Source organism: Rhizobium sp. YAF28 (assembly GCF_052113285.1).
GTDB lineage: Bacteria > Pseudomonadota > Alphaproteobacteria > Rhizobiales > Rhizobiaceae > Rhizobium.
In genome coordinates, this window is record NZ_JBFRCX010000009.1 from 87,848 (window position 1) to 108,372 (window position 20,525).

Consider the following 20,525-nt stretch of genomic DNA (forward strand, 5'->3'; position numbering starts at 1 on the left):
GAGTACGTGACGACATGCGGCGGGCCTCAACGCCTGCCGCTTTTCTGTTGCGCGACGGCGCAGCGGCCAATGACAACTAATCCATCGGTGTTGCATTCTCGCCATTGCCCTCAACCATAGGTCATCTAGTGTAGGGCCGCAGCAGGGAGCAAGGCGATGACGCGAACGGTTTGGCCGAAGGAAGCGCTGACGTCAGAGACGATGAATTTTCTCGACGGCATTCACCAGGAATGGTGCTCGGCCGCGCGTTGCAGCCGTAGCAGCAATCTTGGAATGGCAAAGGCGAAAGCGTTGGTCGACTGGTTCGAATTCGGTGTGCGGGATCGCGAAGAGTTGCTCGGGCTGCTCTCGGAAGATTTTTCCGGCGCCGCCTGAGGCGCCCCACTTGTTTTTGCCGTATTGGCGCTACCTCACTCTGAACGATACAATGAGGAGACGCCTTTGCGTAAATATCTAGTATTATTTGGCATTATCCTGTTTCCGACGACAGCTTTCGCGCAATCTCCGGATCTGGAGGCGACATGTCAATCAGTCGCCAAGGGCTTCTTCATGAGCGATCAGCTTTCGATCGGCACGGTTCAATCCTTCCCCGAACTCAAGCCACCCGGCGTTCGCATGACCTATTCGACGCGATCGGGAACCGCACCGGGTGAGATGACCGATACGTTCGAATGCGAATTCGACAAGGTTGACAAGCCGCATCATCTTGCGCGGTTCTGCGTGTCGAATAGCTGTTATTCACCAAGTGAAGATGATGCCGATCGAAAACGCCGCTTCGAGGAAGCTCGAATTCTCCTGGAGCGAACCGAGAAATAATCTACCTATGCGCGACTAGTGTCGCGTGTGAATGTCTCCGCTCTCACCCGCGCCCTGCAGCAGAGCCGCATCGTCGCGATCGTCTTCATCGATCAATTCCTGCATCGTCTCGTGTTCGTCATCCTCGCTGAACTCGTCGGATGCCTGCAGCCAGTGGCGAAGTGCGGCCCCTTCCGGGCGGCCCTCTTGCTCCCAAATCTCGTAGGCGCGCTGCCGAATTGCTTCTTCCTTGTCCCTAGCCATTCTGTTGCCTCCAATCGCCCCAATCTGCCGGCGTTCTCTCGTTAGTGGGCGACGCCGGTGATCGGATCGACGATCGCCCGCTCGCTTTCATCCCTGGCACCCGGCGGCTGGACCGTCGGTGGAGCACTGGCTTCCTTGTCCGCACGATCTGGCGCTTCCACAATCGGTCCGACATCCCTGGGACGGCGCTGTTCGGCTTTGGCGTTGGTATCCTTCGTGCCCATGACGCATCTCCTTTCCTAGGAAACACCGGCATTCGTTCGAGGTTCCGCCGCAGAGTTCAAATGAGGGCCTTGCCACGCCGCTCCGGCCGACTGGCAGGAGCGAGATGGCGGAGCCGAGGAATTTTTCCCGGCTATCAGAACTTCTCTGTCGTATCGGCCTTGCCCTTGACCCAGTAGCCCGAGGCCTTGATCCAGCTCAGCGGATAGCCGCGTTCTTCGACGAGATAGGTACGGATTGCCCGCACCACCGACGCTTCGGCTGCAATCCAGACGAAGGTCTGGGGAACGATATCGATCCCCGCCAGGGCAGCAATCAGCGGTTCGGCGTTCGTCGCATCGGACAGAGGACGGTAAACCCAACGCGTTCTGAGCGCTGCAGCTGTCTCGAAGGTTTGCTCTTCTTCCGGGCCTGCGACTGCGGCGATTGTCGCAATGGTCGTATCGGCCCCGCTCTCCTCGATGCGCCGGCCGATGGCAGGCAAAGCCGTCTCATCGCCGATCAAAAGCCATGTCTTCACACTCCCGGCAACCACCGCTGAGCCGCGCGGGCCGCCGATTTCAAGAGACATGCCTGGCTGGGCGTCGATTGCCCATTGCGTGACCGGACCGGCCTCGTGCAGGGCAAAGTCGATCGTCAGGCTGCGGGCAGCGTTATCATAGCGGCGCGGCGTGTAGTCCCGACGTTCCTCGGCGCCATCGGCGCCTGGCACGATGATCTTGATGTGATCGTCAGGTGCAAGGCTGGTGAAATCGGCGAGGTCTTCACCCATCAGCACGATGCGCCGCATGCCGGGCGTGATATCGGCCACGCTTTCGACCGTCGGCGAACGGCGGCGCAATTCATGGCGGACCCGTTCGATAGCAGGTGCAGGGAACTGGGGATGTGTGGAATGGCTGTTATCCATCATGTCCTTCCGGGGCTTCGGGAAACGATCCGCAGGACACAGTCGCGCAGATCGAAGCCGCAAAGCGGTTCGATCATACGCGTTGAGTGACGTTAACGCTTACGTGGCTGGATCGTCTCCGGCCAATAATCCTTCTCTAGCGAAGGCCGGAACACGACGCAATAGAAACTTGAGTGATTGTCTCCATTTTTTGAGTGCTACCCAGACCTCAAATTCGGCCCGTAACCCTAAAGTTGTTGGATGCACGATTTTCACAAGCGATCGGTATGGTTCTTGCAACGTTACCAATATCCTTACGTTGGGGAGACCAAGTGTAATGGAATGGAACACATACGAGCGCTTTCCCCCTCTGGTGCTGATGCTGGGTGGCCGGGAAAAATACAGGGTCCTCAGAACGTTGAGAGACGCCGCTGAGGTTTTGATAACGGACTGGCCGTCAGAAGACGGCGAGGAATATGTCGTGGCCGTCAAGGCCTGCGTCGATGCGATCAGCGGACAGATCGATGTTGGCGAACTGCAGAACGCTATTCGTCGTGCGGCAGCTGAAGCCGGCATTGCGATCTTGACCGTTGTTCACTGAAGCCAGTCACCCGCGGCCAGGGCCGCGGGACTGACAACTGAAGCTTGCCGTCTTGCCTGAAAACCGCGACGATGTCGCCAGGCAAGGTTTGGCGATGATGAGATGCGGCATAGGCTTAGTGGCTGCGGCGCTGGTTTCCGCAGCGTGGGGTATCTTGGCGACCACGGCCAGCGCTGCCGAGCCATCCGCTCCAGAAGCGGCTTGCCTTTACCAGGGGGACGCCGGTGACGGGCAAACGCTCTGCATTCGAAAAGATCACTTCAATGCCGATCTCTGCGCCGTCATGGACCGTTTCGCAGCGATCCATAACATCCCACCTGCCTTCTTCGCCCGGCTGATCTGGCGCGAAAGCCTGTTCCGCCCTGAAGCGGTAAGCCCGAAAGGCGCGGAGGGCATTGCCCAATTCATGCCGGGCACTGCCCGGCTGAGGGCACTGGAAAACAGCTTCGATGTCGTCCAGGCGCTCAAGGCGTCGTCCAGTTATCTCGACGAACTCAGGCTTCGTTTCGGCAATCTCGGACTTGCCGCCGCTGCCTATAATGCCGGTGAATCCGGCCTCAGCCGGTTTCTCTCCTCCGACCGCCTGCCGATCGAGACCCGCGACTATGTGTTCGCGATTACCGGGCAGACCGTCGAGACCTGGCGGGACAGCCCTCCGGAGACCGCTGCGCCGGAGCTGCGGGACGGCATGCCGTTCCGTGACGCATGTGTGGCGCTTGCCGAAACCCGACAAATGAACGAACCGGTCCTGACCGGATCGGCCGACTGGGCGCCGTGGGGCGTACAGCTTGCCGCCCATTACAATCCGTCCGTGGCCGACCGGCTCTTCACTATATCGCTCACAAAGCTTCCCGAACCGCTGAACACCGAGCGCGCCCTGATCGTGCGCCAGAGGGGCGGAAACTTCGGCTATCGCCCGCGCTATGCCGCCAGGATCGGCCGGGAGACCCGCGCCGAAGCGACCAAGCTCTGCAGTACGATCCGCGCCGCTGGCGTTGCCTGCACTGTCTTCCGAAACCGCTAATCCGAAGTACATCGCGGCTCAGCCTATCCGACAGTTTAGTGCCGAAGTGCCGCCAGGCTTGCTACGTTCGCGGGCCAAGCGTCAAGGGGATTGAAATGATCAGAGCTGCCGAAGCTACCAACAGGCCCAGCGAGACGGACACCTCCGAACAGGAGCAGGACGACTTTCTCGAGGAGTCGCTTGAGGAAACATTTCCGGCAAGCGATCCGATCGCACCCGGTCGCCCATGGCGAGAGCCGTCAAAGGATAGCCCTTCCACCTGATGGATCGCAATCGGCGACCGCCAGTACCGGTCCAGGATCTGCACTGGTGAACGATACCCGCAGGACCCCGATAGAGCTTATCGAGACTATTGATGACTGGGGCCGTTGCCCGAAAAGAATAAGGCGTCTGCCGGGGGAGGAGATCCAGCAGACGCCTTTTATGACGCGTGGCAGCGGGAGGAGGATGCCGCCACGTAGACGCTGGCTCGGGAGGAGGTAAGCCGCGTCTTGGACAAAGCGACGAGGGAGGAGTTTCATCGCTTCGTTGAACTGGAATATAGGCCGGTCGCTCCCAGTCTTCTAGGCACATATTTGCAAAGCTGCCATGCGTTATGCGTCAGACGAAGGGCTCATATGATGCAAAAAACGCGCCCGCCTTCATCAGGCGAGCGCGTTTGGTATTCATTAAGAACTGGTCTTAGCGGCCGACGGCGGCGCGTGCGACGTCGCGGATATCACCGCGAGCAATGCCCAGGTCGTTCAGTTCGCGGCTCGACATACGACCAAGCTCAGTAACGGTTTGACGATACTTGCGCCAGTTGTTGAAGGTGCGTGCGATGCTCATTGTAATCCCCTTTCCGTGGGTCCAGCGACAGCTGCCAGGTAGCGGCGCTTCGTTCGCTTTGATGAGAAATATATAATATGGGGTAGCAGGAATGAGTAGCGTTCAGACTACAGTTCACCTATGCACAAAACGCATGACGAGGCAGGCGTATGGCCTTTTCTGAGGCAATTTCCTATCCGTGAGTATAGTTTGAAGGAGGCCTGCCGAACCCCCATTTGATCCCCACGAACCTCCGAAGCCGATCAGGGGCCATTCGATGTCTAGCTCAGTCTGCGAAACCTATCCTGGAATATGCAGTAAATACCGTCTCGCTCACCCTCGTCCTGTCCGCCTGTTCCATCCCGCAAACGACAATAGGCGAAATGCGATCCGGCCAGCCGTCGCCGCTCTACCCACTAGTGTTCCAGTGTCCGGGGCCAAACCCATGTCTGCCCTGGAAGTGGGATCGATGATTTCACTGCTGGGGCTGCTCGTCTTCGCCGCCCATGAGGAGATCGTGGCCGTCGCCCCCGCGGTCACTTCTGCTCTCGAGCAGTTTCTCGCAAGTGCGCCGGTCGCCCTCTGGTAGCCGCAGCATCTCATCCTATTGCAAAGCTTTCCCGGATCACCCAAGTGCAGGTGGGCGGTGCTGGACATGACTGATGCTCTTCGAAGATTCACGGCTGACGATCGGTGTCGTTCTCCCCATGCAGGAGCGAGAGCGGCACGACATCGACTTCGGTCTTCAGTTGGAGCTTGCGCGCCGCGCCGATGAATTCGGCTTCTCGGCAATTTGGGTCCGCGACGTCCCCTTGAACAGCCCCGCCTATCCTGATCCCATCGGGCATTCCGACCCCTGGGTGCTGCTTGGTGCGCTGGCGGGATCTACCCGTTCGATCGCCTTGGCGACCGGCGCAATCGTTCTGCCCTTGCGCCATCCGCTTCATGTTGCCAAAGCGGCCCTGTCGATGGACGCCTTATCATCGGGCAGGTTTGTTCTCGGCCTTGGTTCCGGCGACCGCCCGTCAGAGTTTGCGGCTTTCGACCGCAATGTCGACGACCGGCGCGAATTGTTTCGGTCCAACTGGGCTGCACTCAGCAATGCGCTTGACGGCGATGTCGGCTCGCAGACAAGTGAGGACCAATTCGAGATCCGTCCGCGCAGCGGGCGGCGCCTTCCACTGGTCGCCGTCGGCTCCTCCTCGCAATCACTCGAATGGATCGCCAGAAACGCCGGCGCCTGGATGACCTACCACCGGCCCCTCGGCGCACAGAAGGACCGGATAGCCCTATGGCATGGGGCGGTACAGCGTACGACCACTGAATTCCGGGGCATGGGTCAGGCCATGGCCCTTGATCTCCTGGATACGCCGTCAGACCATATCGCCGAGATCAATCTCGGATATCGAACCGGACCAGAGGGATTGCTCGCCGCTCTATCTGTCCTCCGTAATCTCGGCACTCACCACGTTGCTTTCAACCTGCTCGTCAATGGGCGCAAGGCTCTCACCGATCTTGAGATCATCGCACGGGAAATTCTGCCACGACTGAACCAGACCGCAGAACTGCAGGCGTCTCGATAATCTCTGAGGTACGCGGTTAGCGATCGAAGAAATTCTGCCAAGTCTTCTCGCCAATAAGGCAGTCCGTTGTGGGCTGGTTCATCTCAATTTTGCGGATCTGTGCGGGCAGTTCGAGCCCGCTGATTTCCCAGACCAGCTTCCTGCGAACGGCAATGGCAAAATCCTCGATCTTATGGACAGGCAAGACGAAGGAGCCGGAGCCGCCGATCACGCAGTCGCCGTAATATTTGTCGAGTCCCTCGGGCACATCGGATGGTCGCAGCATAATGGCCAGTCCGTTGATGACGATGCCCGCCTCCAGAGCCGCATCTCGTGCAGGTGTGACGGGATCGCCGGAATTGTTTGGACCATCACCGGAAACGTCGATCACCTCGCGATGACCCTTGTAGGGGCTCGCGGCAAGCATCGATGCTCCTTGAACGATCGCTGCGGATATGGATGTACGGCGCTGGGTAGCAATCGGCCGCGCTTCCAGTTTGTCGGCAAAATCCAGTGCATCTTTTTCAGTCTCGATCACCTGCCAGTCGATGACGGAGCCTGGCACGACATAGCCGGCCCATTCGAAATAGCTGACAGCGATCCGCCCGGTCAGGCCACCTTTCACGGCGTCGAAGAACTCCTTGTGCCGCAACGCCTCGACATAGCCCTCGCGCTGGATGCGGACCTCTTCGTAATCCATCGAACGGGACGTATCGACGGCTAGCACCAGTTCGACATCGACTTCGTTTTGGCTTGATTGCGCGATCGTGGCGGCAGCGCCCGACAGGCTCGCGAGCATCGCAAGTGTTGTCAGCATCATCACTTCCCATCACTGCGTTATGCCGAGAACTCTAACATAATAGCTTGGCGCGACGGCGAGTGCTGCCAGAGTGCATCCTGTCAATTTTCAGTGATGTCGGGTGCCATCGAACGAACGGGCAGCATTTGAAGAGTCGTGTCTTCGCGATCGGCTTCACTACTTGTGAAGAACTCACAGCCATTCTGCGGGACACTTGGCGATTCGCCCAGCAATGACGGAGATAGCATGCCGCTTCTGCAGTTTCCCGCCGACCGACGCACAGCCGATATCAGGCGCTGCGCCGAGGCCCTTCAGAACCTTCACGGCGAGGCCGCCAACCGCTTCTGGCGGTCGGAGATGGCCGGGTTTGCGGCCAATTTAAGAGAACAGGGTTGCAGCGATCACGAACTATCGCGGCAGGCCGCCCTGTTCATGGATGCGGTACAGATGGAGCTTCAGGTCGTCTACGCCGCAGCGGCAGAGCGATAGAAAGCATTACTTGGGGAAGCGGTTGTAGAAGGATTGCGGGTCGTAAACGCACTCGTAGTCGAGCACGCATATTTCCCCATTGGCGGCGCGCACCCTTGCGACATCATATTTGTCGCCCAGCCGGCATCGCGCAGGCGGGTAACGGAAGCTCCGGCCTCCGATGCCCATGCGAACAAAGACGGCCTTTTTCTGCTGGATAATCTGCGCGAGCTCGCGGCAGGAATGGTCGCGGGCATTGACCTCCACGGCCTCGAGAGCAAAGGCAGCCGTGGGGACGAAGAGGGCAGCCGCTAAAATCAAACTTCTCATAAGACCTCCTGATGCGGGCGGGTTAGCAGCGCCTGCGGGGTTCGATCGCAACAGCAGGCGTTGATGCCGCGCGATAGAGGTAGGATCTGGGAAGATGGCAAACCAGATCGATCCATCCATATTGAAGACGCGTCCTGGCTTCAGATCCTGCCGCGCGTGGCAAAGACCAGCGTCTTCAATCGCTCCTCGTCATGCACGCCCTGGCGGTAGAGTTCGATGATGATCGCGGCCGAGCGGGCCACATCTTCGTCGTCATCAGCAAGCCCGAACTCGGCCTTTAGCATATCCAGCACATTCTGGCATGTGGCGAGGTCATCCGATGTCAGCGCTTCGTCCCGAGGTTTGATGTAACGGTTGATCATGATGCGCTCGCTTGTTGGGTCCAACATCTTCCCATCACAGACATTACTATCGCGCTTCGATCGACAGCGACAGATATCCAGCGTCAAAGCCGGCGATCTTCTGCAGCTTGTCCCAGTCGACAATGGTAATCACCCTCCCCTCCCAAGTGAAAGCCTTTTCCTTCCTCAGCGATTGCAGCGTCTTGTTGAGATGAACCAGCGAAACGCCGAGAACATCAGCCATGGCATTCTGCGTCAGCGGTAGCTGGAAGCTTGATCCGTTCGTCCTGCGCACCGTGCGCAACCGGACATAGAGCTCGCAGATAAGATGGGCGATATGCGCCTTCTTTGAACGGCGGCCCATGGTAACAATCCATTCGCGGTGCACCGCCCCGTCGACCAGAGTATCGAGCCATAGCAGGCGTGTCAGATGCGGATTAGTCTCGGTTATCGCCTTCAGCTCCTGGTGATCCACCGAAGCAATACGGCAATTTGAAATCGCGATAATTCCGTGGTCCATCACCTTCAGCGGAAAGGCATGAAGATCGACGAAATCGCCGGCGACCTGCAATGCAGTGATCTGCCGGGTGCCGTCTTCCAGAACCTTATATCTGGCTGCAAACCCATCGAGGAGCAGCGTGGAATGATTGGGCCGGCTTCCTTCGGAGACGAGGTCTTCGCCTGCTGCCACGGACCTTTCGCGGCCGACGATGGAGCGTAGGAGCTCGATCTCCGCGGTGGAGAGCACATCATGACTTTCGAGATTGAGGAGGAGAGGCTCGATCACGAACGGCTCTCCCCTTTTCGGGCGAAAGCGGAAAAATGATGACTTCCCAACAAAATAGGCGAATGGAACAATTTGGACGGCCGGCACTTCATGATGAAATATTCGAATAGTGTGAGCAGATGGCCCGATACTTCTTTGATCTTCACAATGGTGACGGCCCGATCCGGGACAATGAGGGAACGGAACTTGCGTCGCGAGCCGAGGTGCTTAAGGAGATGGCACGAATCCTAGTCGATATCGCGCGTGATGAATTGCCAGCCGGAGAGAGAACGATCATATCGTTGACAGTCCGGTCGCAAGAGCGACCGATTTCCGTCGCAAGTCTTGCTTTTTCGAACGAATGGCTGGATTGATTCCACCCCAAGCGAAGCCGGGTGGCCGGTAAATAATTGATCGAACGTGACAAACTCGCGCCCCCTGACATGACATGCAAGACCGTGCATGCGGCGGGACCATAGCTGGCAGTCTATTTGCCAGCATTTAAATTTGACACAACCGGGCTGTCGCTTCGAGATGTCTGCGGAACGGCTTGGCATTTCCTTCGACCGAACGCGGTGGACTGGATTATCTCCCGCGTCGCACCAAGATTTGAGAGTTTATTCTCGGATGCCGCCGACCTTGTGTACCGCAAGGCCGAGCTCAAGAGGGAAGGTTGATGTCTGCGACTTGCTTCACCGCGGAGCGATGGATTCGACCGCCGGCACAGCACCGTTCGGCAGCACATAGACCGAGCGCGGATGCTTCAATCCCGTCGCCAGCACACCTTGATCTGCAGGCCGTGGGCGACCTTCGGCGTGTCGCCTCCCTCCATCCATGCGGCGTTTTGACCGGAACCGAAGCCGATGATCCGGCGTTGGTTTCAGGTTTTCAAAATGAAAGACATTGCCGTGCCCCAGAACCAGCGCGCCGCCGCCGGGCAAGATCAGCCCTCCGATCCCGCAAGAGACGAAGCCCCGACCAAGGAGGTCGAAAAGAACACGGAAGCCGAGAAACGCCCTTCCGTGATCCGCCGCCATCCAATGGCGAGCCTGCTCATCGTTCTCGCGCTGATTGTTCTTGCTGTCGCGGGCTATTTCATCTGGCTCATCTATTTCCATCCCTATGAGACGACGGACGACGCCTTCGTCGATGCTCGCAGCTTCTCCGTCGCCGCCAAAGTGTCAGGCTACGTCGCGGACGTTCCTGTCTCCGATAACAAGCATGTCGACGCCGGCGCAGTCATCGCCAAGATCGATCCTCGCGACTACCAGATCGCACTGGATCAGGCGCACGGCCAGGACGACGTCGCAAAGGCAGCGATTTCCAGCGCCGAAGCGCAGATTGCCGCCGCAGCCGCAGCGATCGACGAGGCCAAGGCGCAGCAGACCTCGGCAGAAGCCGCCCTTCAGTATGCGCAGGATGAAAACGACCGGCAGCAGCAACTGGTGAAAAGCGGCGCCGGCTCGGAGCAGGCCGCACAGCAGGCAGCGTCCACGTTGAGGCAGGACAGGGCGAGTACCGCTCAGGCGCAGGCAAGCGTCACCTCGGCCATCAAGAACAAGGCAGCCGCCGAAGCACAACGAGCAAGCGCCGTCGCCAACTTGCATCAGGCGGAAGCTGAGGTCGAAGCGGCCGAACAGAACCTCAGCTACACGACGATCACGGCGGCGCAGCCCGGCCGTGTCGTAAAGCTCAGCGGCTCGAAAGGGCAATATGTCCAGGCTGGACAGGCAGTCTCCATGTTCGTGCCCGACGAGATCTGGGTGACGGCCAATTTCAAGGAAACCCAGCTGACGGACATGCGGCCGGGCCAACCTGTCGATGTGACGATCGACGCCTATCCGGATCATGTCCTTCGTGGCCGGGTCGATTCCGTCCAGCCCGGATCGGGCACCGCCTTTTCACTGCTTCCAGCTGAAAACGCCACCGGCAACTATGTGAAGGTCATACAGCGTGTGCCGGTCAAGATCGTCGTCGACAACTGGCCAAAGGATGTGGCGATCGGTCCCGGCATGTCCGTAGTGCCGACGGTAACCGTGCGTCCGAGGAACTGACATGAGTGATGCCATAACAGCGGATGGCACGCCGGCATCCGGTGCCAGGGTTGCCAATCCGTGGCTGATCGCGCTGGTCGTTTCGCTCGCGACCTTCATGGAGGTCCTGGATACGACGATTGCCAATGTGGCACTGCGCTACATCTCCGGCGGCCTTGCCGTCAGCGCCGATGAAGCGTCATGGGTCGTCACGACCTATCTCGTTTCCAATGCCATCATCCTCGTCGCCAGCAGCTTCATTGCCAAACGTTACGGGAGACGACGCTTCTACCTTCTGTGCCTCGCCACCTTCACGATTGCCTCTCTCTGCTGCGGGCTTGCCTGGAACCTGGAATCCCTGCTGATTTTCCGCATGATCCAGGGTTTTGCGGGCGGCGGCATGGTGCCGATCTCCCAATCGATCCTCGCCGATTCCTTCCCACCATCGAAGCGCAGCCAGGCTTTTGCCCTGTTCGGCGTCGCCGTGGTCGTCGCTCCCGTGGTCGGCCCGACGCTCGGCGGCTACCTCTCTGACAATTTCTCCTGGCACTGGTGCTTCCTGATCAACGGACCGGTCGGCCTTTTCGCCTTCATCCTCGTCTACTTTCTCGTGGACGAACCGGATTCACTGCGCCAGGAACGCGCACGGATGCGCCGGCAAGGCGTGCGTTTCGATATTGTCGGCTTCCTGCTGGTCGCGACCTTTCTGGGCGCACTCGAACTGGTTCTCGACCGTGGCCAGACGGAAGACTGGTTCGGCTCGAACTTCATCATTGCCGCCACGGCAATCTGCATCGCAGCTTTTCTTCTTGCGATCCCATGGCTGATGAAAACGGCCAATCCTGTCGTCGACTTGCGCTTGCTGGCAAGCCGACAATTCGGTTCCTGTTTCATCGTCATGCTGGCGACGGGCGCGATCCTGATCGCCACGACCCAGTTCATCCCGCAGGTCCTACAACAAAATTTCGGTTATACGGCGACCTGGGCTGGCCTTGCGCTTTCGCCCGGTGGCCTGGTAACGATGTTCATGATGTTCGTGGCGGGACGGATCTCCAACAAGTTCCAGCCGAAATATCTGATCGCCGTCGGCACGGCTATCATTGCAGCCGGCATGTATGACATGACGCGCCTCAACGCCGATCTGAACTTCGGCTTTTTCGTCTGGTCGCGCATCTATCTCGGCCTCGGCCTGCCGCTGATCTTCATCCCGATGACTGCAGCCTCCTATGATGGCCTGAGGTCCGACCAGACGGACCAGGCATCGGCCCTCATCAATGCAGCGCGAAATACTGGTGGTTCAATCGGCGTTGCGATCGCCTCAAACGTGCTCGCCCACCGGGAACAGTGGCATCAGAGCCGGTTGGTCGAGCACATCATCCCCTCCGATCCCGCCTACAACCAGGCCCTTCAGGGCGCGACCCAGTATTTTGCCGATAAAGGAACTGGAGCGATCGATGCCCAATCGCAGGCTATGGCCTGGATCGGCCAGCAGGTGCAGACCCAGGCTAGTTATCTTGCCTATATCGACGTTTTCCACACGCTGATGTGGCTATCGCTCGCAGTTTTGCCGCTCGCCTTCATCCTGCGCAAAATCGACCTTGGTGAGGGTTCGGGCCATCAGGGCGGACACTGATCTGCCTGATGTCAGCAACTTCTTGTATATCCCCTAATCTGGGGGTTCATTCGAATCGTTGCATGTACTATGTTTGCGACGTGATATTCACACGAGACAGGTACTGATGACCCCAGAAGTGTCCGGCTTTGAATGCACCCGCGGCAATGTCGTTTCCGGCAAGCTCAGGCTTTCAAGCAAACTGCCCTACTTTATCGTCGCAGGACTTGCTGTGGCCGTATGGGCAAACTCCGACGAGCGACCGCACGATACGGAGGTGGCAGTTAAGCAAGCTGCGCCGGCTTCGCTCGCTCGATAAGCGCGGCAATGGCTCGGCCGACGATCATGGCGGCCGAGAATATGGCAATCAGATCTACCCCTGATAAGTCATGATCGCGCGGTGTCCCGCATTAGGCTGCTGCGGGAACCAATCAGACCGAAACCAGATCTCAAATTCTGACGCCGCTCGTTTCATCGAAGAGATGTACCTGCGCCGGATCGACGGTGACGCCGATCGCCTGGTTCGGCTGAACCGATCCCCTGCCCGTTTCGACGATCGTCATTTCGGGTGTCGTCGCAGCAGTGATGAAGGTCGAGGAACCCGTGGATTCGACGACCGCGACGGGCACGTCAAAGCTCCCCTGCCCCTGATTGGTGATGCCGATATGCTCCGGACGAATTCCGGCGGTGACCATGCGACCTGGCTGGATCTGATGGTCGATGGCAATCTGCGGCCTGAGCGCGCCGAGATCGAGCGTCAGGCTTTTTCCATCCTCGCCGGCAATCGCCGGAATGAAGTTCATCGCGGGCGAGCCGATGAAACCGGCAACGAATTTGTTGGCAGGCTTGTCGTAAAGGTCGAGCGGCCTGCCCTGCTGCTCGATGATGCCATCGCGCATGACGACGACATGATCGGCCATGGTCATCGCCTCGATCTGGTCATGCGTCACGTAAACCGAGGTCGCATGCAGACGATCGTGCAGCGCGCGGATTTCTTTGCGCATGTGAACACGCAGCGCGGCGTCGAGATTGGAGAGCGGCTCGTCGAACAGGAAGGCCTTGGGATGGCGGATGATGGCGCGGCTCATGGCGACGCGTTGGCGCTGGCCGCCGGAAAGCTCACGCGGATAGCGCTTCAGCAGATGCGAAAGGCCTGTCGTGGCCGCGACCTCCTCGGCTGCCTTCGTCGCCTCCGCCTTTGCAACGCCACGCATGCGCAGGCTGTAGGTGAGGTTTTCCTCAACGGTCATATGCGGATAGAGCGCATAGGACTGGAATACCATAGCGACATCGCGTTTACGCGGCGGCACTCCGTTCATCAGCTCGCCGGCAATCTTCAGGCTGCCATCGGAAATAGTTTCCAGCCCGGCCAGCGAGCGCAGCAGGGTCGACTTGCCGCAGCCGGAAGGGCCAACGAGCGCGACGAAAGTGCCCTTGGCGATGGAAAGGTCGATATTCTTCAGGGCATGGAAGGCGCCGTAGTGTTTGTTGACGCCGGCAAGCTCGATCTGAGGGGTCATTTGAGGGCTCCCGAGGTGAGGCCGGATACGATGCGGCGCTGCAAAAGAACGAAGATGGCAAGGATCGGCGTCACATACATCGTGGCATAGGCCATGATGTTGTTCCATTCATTGGTGTTCGGCCCCATGAAGGAGTTGAGCCCGACGCTCGCCGGCTGAAGCTCGGCCGCCTGGATCATCGACTTGGAATAGACGAACTCACCAAAGGCCTGCATGAAGATGAGAATGGCGCTAACCAGAATGCCGTTGCGGGCAAGCGGCAGCACGATGTTGAAGAAGGCGCCGACACGTGAATTGCCGTCGACGAGGGCAGCCTCTTCGAGCTCCATCGGAACCGCCATGAAGGTGGCCCTCACCAGCACCACGAAGAACGGCATGCTCTTTGCGGCAATGGCGATGATGACGGCAAGCCTTGGATAGTTCAGCATGCCGATCTGAGAGAAGCCGACGAAGATCGGCGTGATCATCAGTGAAGCCGGCAGAACCTGCAGCATGAGGATCAGGAAGAGGCCGATATCCACCCAGACATTGCGATAGCGCGCCAGCACATAGGAACAGCCGACTCCGAGCGCCGTAATGATGACGACCGCGCCGATCGCAATCACCAGCGAGTTCCAGAGATAGAGCCCCATGCTCCGGCTTTCCCAGACATAGGCATAGGTGCTCCATTGCGGCGAGGCCGGCCAGAAGCTCGGGGGTGTTGCGAACATCTCCGAGCCGCTTTTCAGCGCGGTGATGTACATCCAATAGAGCGGGAAAAGATAGATCGCCGCCATGATGATGGCGATCACGAGCATCAGGCGATTGCGTGCAGTCTCGCTCATCCGCGCACCTCATGGCGGGTTGAGCGGACGTAGACGACAGAGGCGAACATCACGAAGACGATCATGATGACGGAAATGGTCGCGCCCTTGGCGAAATCATATTGGCGGAAAGACAAATCCCAGGCCCAGTATTGCGTGACGTTGGAGGAGTTGTTCGGCCCGCCTGAAGTGATGGCGGCAAAGAGATCGAACTGCTGCAGCGTGAAGATCAGGCCGAGCGCGATGATGGCGCCGATTGTCGAGCGCATCATCGGCAGCGTGATTGTCCAGAAGCGCTGCCAGGCCGTGGCGCCATCAAGTTCGGCAGCCTCGTAGAGATCGCCTGGAATGCTGGAGAGACCGACGGACAGCAGGATCATATTGAAGGACGTGCCGAGCCAGATATTGGCGATGATGACGGCGTAGAGCGAATAATGCGGGTCCGAGCGCCAGAAGATGTTGCCGGAGATGATGCCGCTTTCCTTCAGGATGAAGTTCAGCACGCCGAAATCGCCCGAGAGGATCCAGTTCCAGATCGCACCGACGACAAGGCCGGGCATGACCCAGGAGACGAGGAAGAGACCGCGCAGCCAGGATGCGCCGGGGAAATTGACCCAGAAGAACAGCGCCAGGCCGAAGCCGATCAGGAACTGGCCGGCGATCGAGCCGACGACGAAGATCGCCGTATTGTAGAGGATCGGCAGCGTTTCCGGCTGCGCGAAAAGATCCGTGTAATTCTTGAGGCCCACCCAGGGGCGCGAGAAGGTGCCGAGGCTGAACATGTCAACCTCCTGGAAGCTCATCACCACGTTGTAGATGAGCGGCAGACCTGCCATCAGAAACAGAAAGCCAAGCGGAAAGGCGACAAGCACGATATCAAAACCGCGGCCATCTCTGACGCTGGAAAGGATCCTTCTCATGGGTCCTCCGATGCTCCGAACGGGGCTGCCTGGCGCTTTCGCGGGAGACAGCCCCTGCCGGGAGGAAAAGGATGGGATGGCCGGTGGCCATCCGGTGATGCGGATATTAGCCGAGCACTGCCTTGATCTTGTCGGCAGCCTGATCAAGCGCGTCCTTCGGGCTCATCTGGCCGGCGAGTGCAGCCTGGATGGCGTCCTGGATCGCCTTGGAGATCTTCGGCCACTGCGGATGCGGACCGCGCGGCTTGGCGTATTTCAGCTGCTCGAGGAAGACCTTGAGGGCAGCATCCTTCAGCGGCTGGCCGGTTTCCGTGATGGAGATGTCGGAACGGGCCGGCAGCTGGCCGAAGTTCTTGAACATCTTGTCGTCCTGTGAGGCGAAATATTCGAGCGCCTTGAAGGCTTCAGCCGGATGCTTGCTGGTCGAGAAGATCGCCCAGTTGAAGTCGCCCATTGCCGAAGAGCGCTCTGCACCTTCCTTCGGAACCGGCAGCAGCGTTACGCCCCAATCGAACTTGGCTTCCTGAACCATGCGGTCCAGCTCCCAGGGACCGGAGATCACCATGGCGGCATTGCCGGAATTGAACGTGCCGGTCGAATCCCACTGGCCGCGGGTCAGCGTATCAGGCGAGGCAAGCTTCTCGTCCATGATCGTCTTCCAGACTTCGAGCGCCTTGACCGCACCATCGGCATTGATGTGCTCGTAGCTGCCGCCGCCCATCTGCGCCCAGGGCAGGAACTGGAAGGTGCCTTCCTCATTTGCCTTTGCCGAGAAGGCAAGACCATAGACGTTCTTGGCCGGATCGGTCAGCTTGCGAGCATCCTCGACAAGTTCGTCCCAGGTCTGCGGCGGCTTGTTCGGATCGAGGCCCTTCGCCTTGAACATGTCCTTGTTGTAGTAGAGCGCGATCGTGTTCGTCGCCTTCGGCACGCCGAAATATTTGCCGTCCCACTCGACCGACTTCAGTGGTCCGGGGAAATAGTTCTCAGGCTTGATGACCTTGGAGTTCTTGATCATGTCGGTGATATCGAGGAAGGCACCGCGAGACGAAAACAGCGCATGCTCAGGATTGTCGACGGCGATGATATCGGGCGCCTGGCCGGTGGCATAGGCGCGCATCGCTTCGGTAACAACGTCATCGAACTGGATCAGGCGATATTCGATGGTGATGCCGTTATGCTGGTCATTGAATTCCTTGACCAGAGTCGGAGCCGGTTGGGTGTCCTTGTCCAGCGACCAGAGCGTCAGCTTGACGTCTTCCGCCTTGGCAGACAGGCCGAAGAGCGAGACGCCTGCGAGCGCCAGCGCGCCCAGAATTACGGATTTACGGATAGCCATGATTCTCCTCCTTTGTGGTTATCCATTAAAATGGCCGGCGATTTCCTCCACGCCGACCATATTCACTCACACCGGATCGACGACGAAATCGCCGCCCCGGGCATGTTTCAGATGGTTCAGCGCATAGACCTGCCCGGTCATTTCCAGGGCGTCGCGATAGACCGGGTCATGCCAGCCTTCGATATCGATGGAGCCGGACCAGCCGGCAAGCCGCAGTTCGGAAATGATGTCGGTCCAGTTGCTGTCGCCGAAGCCCGGCGTGCGCATGAAGACGAACTTTTCCTTACCGAAGATGCCGTGTTCCTTGATCACATCCCAGCGGATAGTCGCATCCTTGCCGTGGACGTGGAAGATCTTGCTGGCCCATTTGCGGATCTGCGGCAGCGGCTCGATCAGATAGACCATCTGATGGCACGGCTCCCATTCGAGGCCGATATTGTCGTCGGGCGTCGCGTTGAAGATCAGTTCCCAGGCATCGGGATTATGGGCAATGTTCCAGTCGCCGGTCGCCCAGTTGCCATCCATGGCGCAATTTTCGAAGGCGATCTTGATCCCCTTGTCGGCGGCGCGCTTGGCGAGTTCGCTCCAGACCTGCTTGTAACGCGGCAGGCTCTCAGTCAGCGGCTTGTTGCGGATGCGACCGGTGAAGCCGGCAACGCAAGTGGCGCCGAAGTGATGAGCGTTGTCGATGCAGTCCTTCCAGCCCTGCAGCGTCTGCAGGTCCATCTCGGTTTCTTCGAGCGGATTGCCGAACATGCCGAGTGTTGAAATCGTGATGTCGCGATCGCCGATCGCCTCCACACTGCGTTTACCGAGTTCGGCAAGATCCTGGCCGTTGGTGGTCTGCCAGAAGAAGGGCTCGAAGCTCTCGAAACCCATATGGGCGATCTGGGCAATGCGCTTGTCGGCGCCGCCCTTGGAGGCGCTGACCATGGTACCGATGCGAATGGCTTTGGCGGGGTTGCTCACGTCATCTAATCCTTATGCTGAAATTTCAACGCGACGCCCGGTCTTGGCGCTCTCGATCGCACCGAAGACCATGGCGAGGCTTCTGATATTGTCGGAACTGGCCGTCTCCGGCCGCTTGCCGGTGCGGATCGCATCGACAAAGCTTGCGATTACGCTGGCATGACCGTGGGTTTCTTCGGCACGCTCGGGTGCGGGAACCTCGACGGATGAAAAACCATGAAGCAGACCGGGCTCGTTACCCGAAACGGCGGCCTTGAAGCCATCCTCACCGTCCCAGGTCAGCATGCCCTTTGTGCCGACGATCCGCCATTGGCTTTCCCAGCTCGTTCGCTCGCCTTCGGCACACCAGGAGCCGCGATAGGTGAAGACGACATCGTCGGAAAATTCGAAAGTTGCATTGGCAGAGGCGCCGTGGCGATACCAGGAACCCTTGGGATTGCGCTCGACACAATAGACGGCGAGCGGCTTCTTGCCGGCCACGTAGCGGGCGGCGTCGAAAGTGTGGATCGCCATGTCGAGCAGCAGGACATTGTCCATCTCTTCACGGAAGCCGCCAAAATGCGGAGCGATGAAGAAGTCACAATGAATGCCAGTCAGCTCGCCGATCGCACCGCTTTCGACGAAGCGACGCAGGCGGCGCACACCGGAAATGAAGCGACGGTTCTGAATGATCGCATGGATCTTGCCAGTTTCGGCGGCGAGATCGATGAGTGCGGCGCCTTCGGCAAGCGAAGTCGCCATCGGCTTTTCGCTCAGCACGTGGCAGCCGGCCTTCATGGCCGTTGACACGACATCAAAACGTGCGGTCGGGATAACGACGTCCAAGACGATATCCGCCTTGGTTTCGGCGATGACGGCAGCGAGATCAGAGCCGATGCGAGCCGCGCTCAAGCCGAATTCCTCGGCAAGTTTCTCGGCAGCAGCGGGATTGACGTCGACCAGGCCGACGACCTCGATTGCCTCGGCAAGATCAGGCGTTTCCTTGATAGCACGCAGCCAGCCTTTAGACATAGCTCCGCACCCGCACAGAACGGCATTCAATTTCACGATTTCCTCCAGCGGTGCGCTTCAGATTCCTCCCGAAACGCCTTCCGTAAACGTTTACGATACTAATCGGAAACGTTTGCTGCTGTCAATGCCAGTGCATTTTGACAAAATGCTGCGAAAAATCGCAATGCGAACGGGCGCTTAGGCAAAACCTTCGGCAATGCAGCAACAAGATTTTTTTTCGGAGCGTGCAAAAATATATTCCGCCTTCATGGCAACTGCTTTCCGTAAACGTTTTCCCATGGCAATAAGAGGAGATGATCGCATCGGAAGAAAGATCGCTCAGATGAAGGGTATCCGCCAGCTCGCAGAACATCTCGATATATCGATCGGGACGGTTTCGCGTGCGCTGAACGGCAAGGCCGATGTCAACGAGGAGACCCGCAAGCGGGTGCTGGCTGCCGCCGAAGAATTCGGTTACGTCGCCAATCAATCCGGCCGCAGCCTTCGTCAGGGAACGACCAACGTCATCGGCCTGATGATTGAATCCAGCAAGGAGACGGTCGAAAACAGCGACAACTTCTTCCTCGGCGTCACCGGCGGGCTACAGAGCGTGCTCTCGCGACATAAGCTCGATCTCGTCATGCTCCCCTGCCCCAGCGACGAAGACCCCTACGAATATCTGAAGCGCATGGTGGCGCGCCGCGTCGTCGATGCCATGATTATCTCTGCAACTCAACGCATCGACAAACGTATCGATCTGCTCATCAAAACGAAAATTCCCTTCGTCGCACTCGGTCGCAGCTCTTCCGGCGGCGGTAACTTCACCTGGATCGACCTTGATTTCGAAGGCGTCGCGACCTGCGCCGTCGATCGGCTCGTGGCCAAAGGGCATCGCCGCATCGCGATTGCCGCACCGTCAGGCGAAATCAATCTCGGCTATGTCTTCGTGGACGCCTATCGAAAGGCTCTGGAAAAGCATGGGATCAGATATGATCCGGAGCTGGTGATCCGCGTAAAATCAAGCGAACAGGGCGGCTACCAGGCTGGCGACGAGTTGCTGCTGATAGAAGACAAACCGACGGCCATCATCCTGATCTACGAACTGATGGCGATCGGCCTCTATCGCCGCCTGGTCGAAGCCGGCATCGTTCCGGGCCGCGATCTTGCCGTCATCGGCTTCCGCGAGGAACCTCGCGCCAAGTTCCTGCAGCCGACGCTCACCTGCTTCCGCATGTCGCTACGCGACCTTGGTGCAGCGCTCGCCGAAACCTTGCTTTCCAGCATGCCCGCCTATTCGGAGATCCACCTCAGTGGTGCGCGCAATCGGATCTGGCCGCTGGAGCTTGTGCCCGGGGAAAGTGATGCTTTTTTCAGAGAGCCTCAAACGTGACGCAATGTGCGTCACCCTATCCATGTTCTCGATAAGAGACGAACGACTCCGCTCAAAACCACTTATGCCGCCGGTTTCGTCTGC

General features: G+C 58.8%; 26 protein-coding genes and 1 pseudogene. 13 read left to right on the top strand and 14 right to left on the bottom strand.

The features are described from left to right. The first annotated feature begins 156 nt into the window (after nt 1-156). The gene (locus tag AB4Z13_RS20925; RefSeq protein WP_113320042.1) at nt 157-375 is read left to right on the top strand and encodes a hypothetical protein; all 219 of its coding nucleotides are present in this window, start codon (nt 157-159) and stop codon (nt 373-375) included. Nucleotides 376-441: 66 nt separating this feature from the next. Next, nucleotides 442-816: a hypothetical protein gene (locus tag AB4Z13_RS20930; RefSeq protein WP_113320043.1), complete on the top strand. Its 375-nt coding sequence runs from the start codon at nt 442-444 to the stop codon at nt 814-816. A 33-nt stretch (nt 817-849) separates the two neighbouring features. Here AB4Z13_RS20930 and AB4Z13_RS20935 read toward each other — a convergent pair. The 3 genes and pseudogenes from AB4Z13_RS20935 to AB4Z13_RS20945 form a co-directional block, all read right to left on the bottom strand. Further along, nucleotides 850-1,059, bottom strand: a pseudogene (locus tag AB4Z13_RS20935) (DUF2934 domain-containing protein); the annotation flags it as partial. 41 nt (nt 1,060-1,100) lie between these two features. Continuing rightward, nucleotides 1,101-1,283: a hypothetical protein gene (locus AB4Z13_RS20940; protein ID WP_113320045.1), complete on the bottom strand. Its 183-nt coding sequence runs from the start codon at nt 1,281-1,283 to the stop codon at nt 1,101-1,103. A 134-nt stretch (nt 1,284-1,417) separates the two neighbouring features. Continuing rightward, on the bottom strand, nt 1,418-2,188 hold the full coding sequence (locus AB4Z13_RS20945) for a siderophore-interacting protein (protein WP_113320046.1): 771 nt from the start codon (nt 2,186-2,188) through the stop codon (nt 1,418-1,420). Between the two features lie 316 nt (nt 2,189-2,504). On the opposite strand from AB4Z13_RS20945, the gene AB4Z13_RS20950 reads away from it, so the two are divergent. From AB4Z13_RS20950 to AB4Z13_RS20960, 3 genes are all read left to right on the top strand, one after another. Continuing rightward, nucleotides 2,505-2,768, top strand: coding sequence for a DUF982 domain-containing protein (locus AB4Z13_RS20950; RefSeq protein WP_442206701.1), 264 nt, complete (start codon nt 2,505-2,507; stop codon nt 2,766-2,768). Between the two features lie 94 nt (nt 2,769-2,862). After that, entirely contained in the window at nt 2,863-3,792 is a 930-nt protein-coding gene (locus AB4Z13_RS20955; protein ID WP_113320048.1) for a transglycosylase SLT domain-containing protein, read from the top strand. Nucleotides 3,793-3,887: 95 nt separating this feature from the next. Next, nucleotides 3,888-4,055, top strand: a complete 168-nt coding sequence (locus tag AB4Z13_RS20960; protein WP_439017920.1) for a hypothetical protein — start codon at nt 3,888-3,890, stop codon at nt 4,053-4,055. Between the two features lie 418 nt (nt 4,056-4,473). On the opposite strand, the gene AB4Z13_RS20965 is transcribed toward AB4Z13_RS20960, so the two are convergent. Beyond that, nucleotides 4,474-4,620, bottom strand: coding sequence for a DUF1127 domain-containing protein (locus AB4Z13_RS20965; RefSeq protein ID WP_113184802.1), 147 nt, complete (start codon nt 4,618-4,620; stop codon nt 4,474-4,476). 424 nt (nt 4,621-5,044) lie between these two features. Between AB4Z13_RS20965 and AB4Z13_RS20970 the strand changes: the two genes are divergently transcribed. Both AB4Z13_RS20970 and AB4Z13_RS20975 read left to right on the top strand, forming a co-directional pair. Next, nucleotides 5,045-5,188, top strand: a complete 144-nt coding sequence (locus AB4Z13_RS20970) for a hypothetical protein (RefSeq protein WP_162747896.1) — start codon at nt 5,045-5,047, stop codon at nt 5,186-5,188. Between the two features lie 73 nt (nt 5,189-5,261). Then, complete coding sequence (locus tag AB4Z13_RS20975; protein WP_113320049.1) at nt 5,262-6,182, top strand: TIGR03571 family LLM class oxidoreductase; 921 nt, start codon at nt 5,262-5,264, stop codon at nt 6,180-6,182. Between the two features lie 16 nt (nt 6,183-6,198). Here the strand turns inward: AB4Z13_RS20975 and AB4Z13_RS20980 are convergent, their stop codons facing one another. Further along, nucleotides 6,199-6,978: a DUF1194 domain-containing protein gene (locus AB4Z13_RS20980; RefSeq protein ID WP_113320050.1), complete on the bottom strand. Its 780-nt coding sequence runs from the start codon at nt 6,976-6,978 to the stop codon at nt 6,199-6,201. A 228-nt stretch (nt 6,979-7,206) separates the two neighbouring features. Between AB4Z13_RS20980 and AB4Z13_RS20985 the strand changes: the two genes are divergently transcribed. Beyond that, nucleotides 7,207-7,449, top strand: a complete 243-nt coding sequence (locus tag AB4Z13_RS20985; RefSeq protein WP_025668238.1) for a DUF6074 family protein — start codon at nt 7,207-7,209, stop codon at nt 7,447-7,449. A gap of 6 nt (nt 7,450-7,455) precedes the next feature. Here the strand turns inward: AB4Z13_RS20985 and AB4Z13_RS20990 are convergent, their stop codons facing one another. From AB4Z13_RS20990 to AB4Z13_RS21000, 3 genes are all read right to left on the bottom strand, one after another. Beyond that, nucleotides 7,456-7,758: a hypothetical protein gene (locus tag AB4Z13_RS20990; RefSeq protein WP_113320051.1), complete on the bottom strand. Its 303-nt coding sequence runs from the start codon at nt 7,756-7,758 to the stop codon at nt 7,456-7,458. Between the two features lie 140 nt (nt 7,759-7,898). Further along, entirely contained in the window at nt 7,899-8,147 is a 249-nt protein-coding gene (locus AB4Z13_RS20995; RefSeq protein WP_442206702.1) for a hypothetical protein, read from the bottom strand. A 19-nt stretch (nt 8,148-8,166) separates the two neighbouring features. Continuing rightward, nucleotides 8,167-8,886, bottom strand: a complete 720-nt coding sequence (locus tag AB4Z13_RS21000; RefSeq protein ID WP_442206703.1) for a Crp/Fnr family transcriptional regulator — start codon at nt 8,884-8,886, stop codon at nt 8,167-8,169. Nucleotides 8,887-9,005: 119 nt separating this feature from the next. On the opposite strand from AB4Z13_RS21000, the gene AB4Z13_RS21005 reads away from it, so the two are divergent. The 4 genes from AB4Z13_RS21005 (at nt 9,006) to AB4Z13_RS21020 (ending at nt 12,829) form a co-directional block, all read left to right on the top strand. Beyond that, a complete protein-coding gene (locus tag AB4Z13_RS21005; protein WP_113320054.1) occupies nt 9,006-9,239 on the top strand; it encodes a DUF6894 family protein in 234 nt (77 codons plus the stop codon). A 519-nt stretch (nt 9,240-9,758) separates the two neighbouring features. Next, entirely contained in the window at nt 9,759-10,919 is a 1,161-nt protein-coding gene (locus AB4Z13_RS21010; protein ID WP_442206704.1) for an HlyD family secretion protein, read from the top strand. 1 nt (nt 10,920) lies between these two features. Further along, complete coding sequence (locus AB4Z13_RS21015; RefSeq protein ID WP_442206705.1) at nt 10,921-12,531, top strand: DHA2 family efflux MFS transporter permease subunit; 1,611 nt, start codon at nt 10,921-10,923, stop codon at nt 12,529-12,531. Nucleotides 12,532-12,637: 106 nt separating this feature from the next. Continuing rightward, nucleotides 12,638-12,829, top strand: a complete 192-nt coding sequence (locus tag AB4Z13_RS21020) for a hypothetical protein (RefSeq protein ID WP_113320056.1) — start codon at nt 12,638-12,640, stop codon at nt 12,827-12,829. 130 nt (nt 12,830-12,959) lie between these two features. Here AB4Z13_RS21020 and AB4Z13_RS21025 read toward each other — a convergent pair whose 3' ends face one another. From AB4Z13_RS21025 to AB4Z13_RS21050, 6 genes are all read right to left on the bottom strand, one after another. Then, on the bottom strand, nt 12,960-14,030 hold the full coding sequence (locus AB4Z13_RS21025; RefSeq protein WP_442206706.1) for an ABC transporter ATP-binding protein: 1,071 nt from the start codon (nt 14,028-14,030) through the stop codon (nt 12,960-12,962). Beyond that, complete coding sequence (locus AB4Z13_RS21030; RefSeq protein WP_113320058.1) at nt 14,027-14,854, bottom strand: carbohydrate ABC transporter permease; 828 nt, start codon at nt 14,852-14,854, stop codon at nt 14,027-14,029. Before AB4Z13_RS21030 ends, AB4Z13_RS21025 begins: the two co-directional genes overlap by 4 nt. Next, complete coding sequence (locus AB4Z13_RS21035; protein WP_113320059.1) at nt 14,851-15,753, bottom strand: carbohydrate ABC transporter permease; 903 nt, start codon at nt 15,751-15,753, stop codon at nt 14,851-14,853. The genes AB4Z13_RS21030 and AB4Z13_RS21035 overlap by 4 nt, the downstream gene beginning before the upstream one ends. 106 nt (nt 15,754-15,859) lie before the next feature. Continuing rightward, on the bottom strand, nt 15,860-17,092 hold the full coding sequence (locus AB4Z13_RS21040) for an ABC transporter substrate-binding protein (RefSeq protein ID WP_442206707.1): 1,233 nt from the start codon (nt 17,090-17,092) through the stop codon (nt 15,860-15,862). Between the two features lie 66 nt (nt 17,093-17,158). After that, a complete protein-coding gene (locus AB4Z13_RS21045) occupies nt 17,159-18,061 on the bottom strand; it encodes a sugar phosphate isomerase/epimerase family protein (protein WP_113320061.1) in 903 nt (300 codons plus the stop codon). A gap of 12 nt (nt 18,062-18,073) precedes the next feature. Then, nucleotides 18,074-19,108 carry a Gfo/Idh/MocA family protein gene (locus AB4Z13_RS21050; protein ID WP_113320062.1) on the bottom strand — a complete coding sequence of 345 codons (1,035 nt, stop codon included), beginning with the start codon at nt 19,106-19,108 and terminating at the stop codon, nt 18,074-18,076. Between the two features lie 286 nt (nt 19,109-19,394). Here AB4Z13_RS21050 and AB4Z13_RS21055 point away from each other — a divergent pair, with 286 nt between their 5' ends. Then, nucleotides 19,395-20,441: a substrate-binding domain-containing protein gene (locus tag AB4Z13_RS21055; RefSeq protein ID WP_113320063.1), complete on the top strand. Its 1,047-nt coding sequence runs from the start codon at nt 19,395-19,397 to the stop codon at nt 20,439-20,441. Nucleotides 20,442-20,525 lie beyond the last annotated feature (84 nt).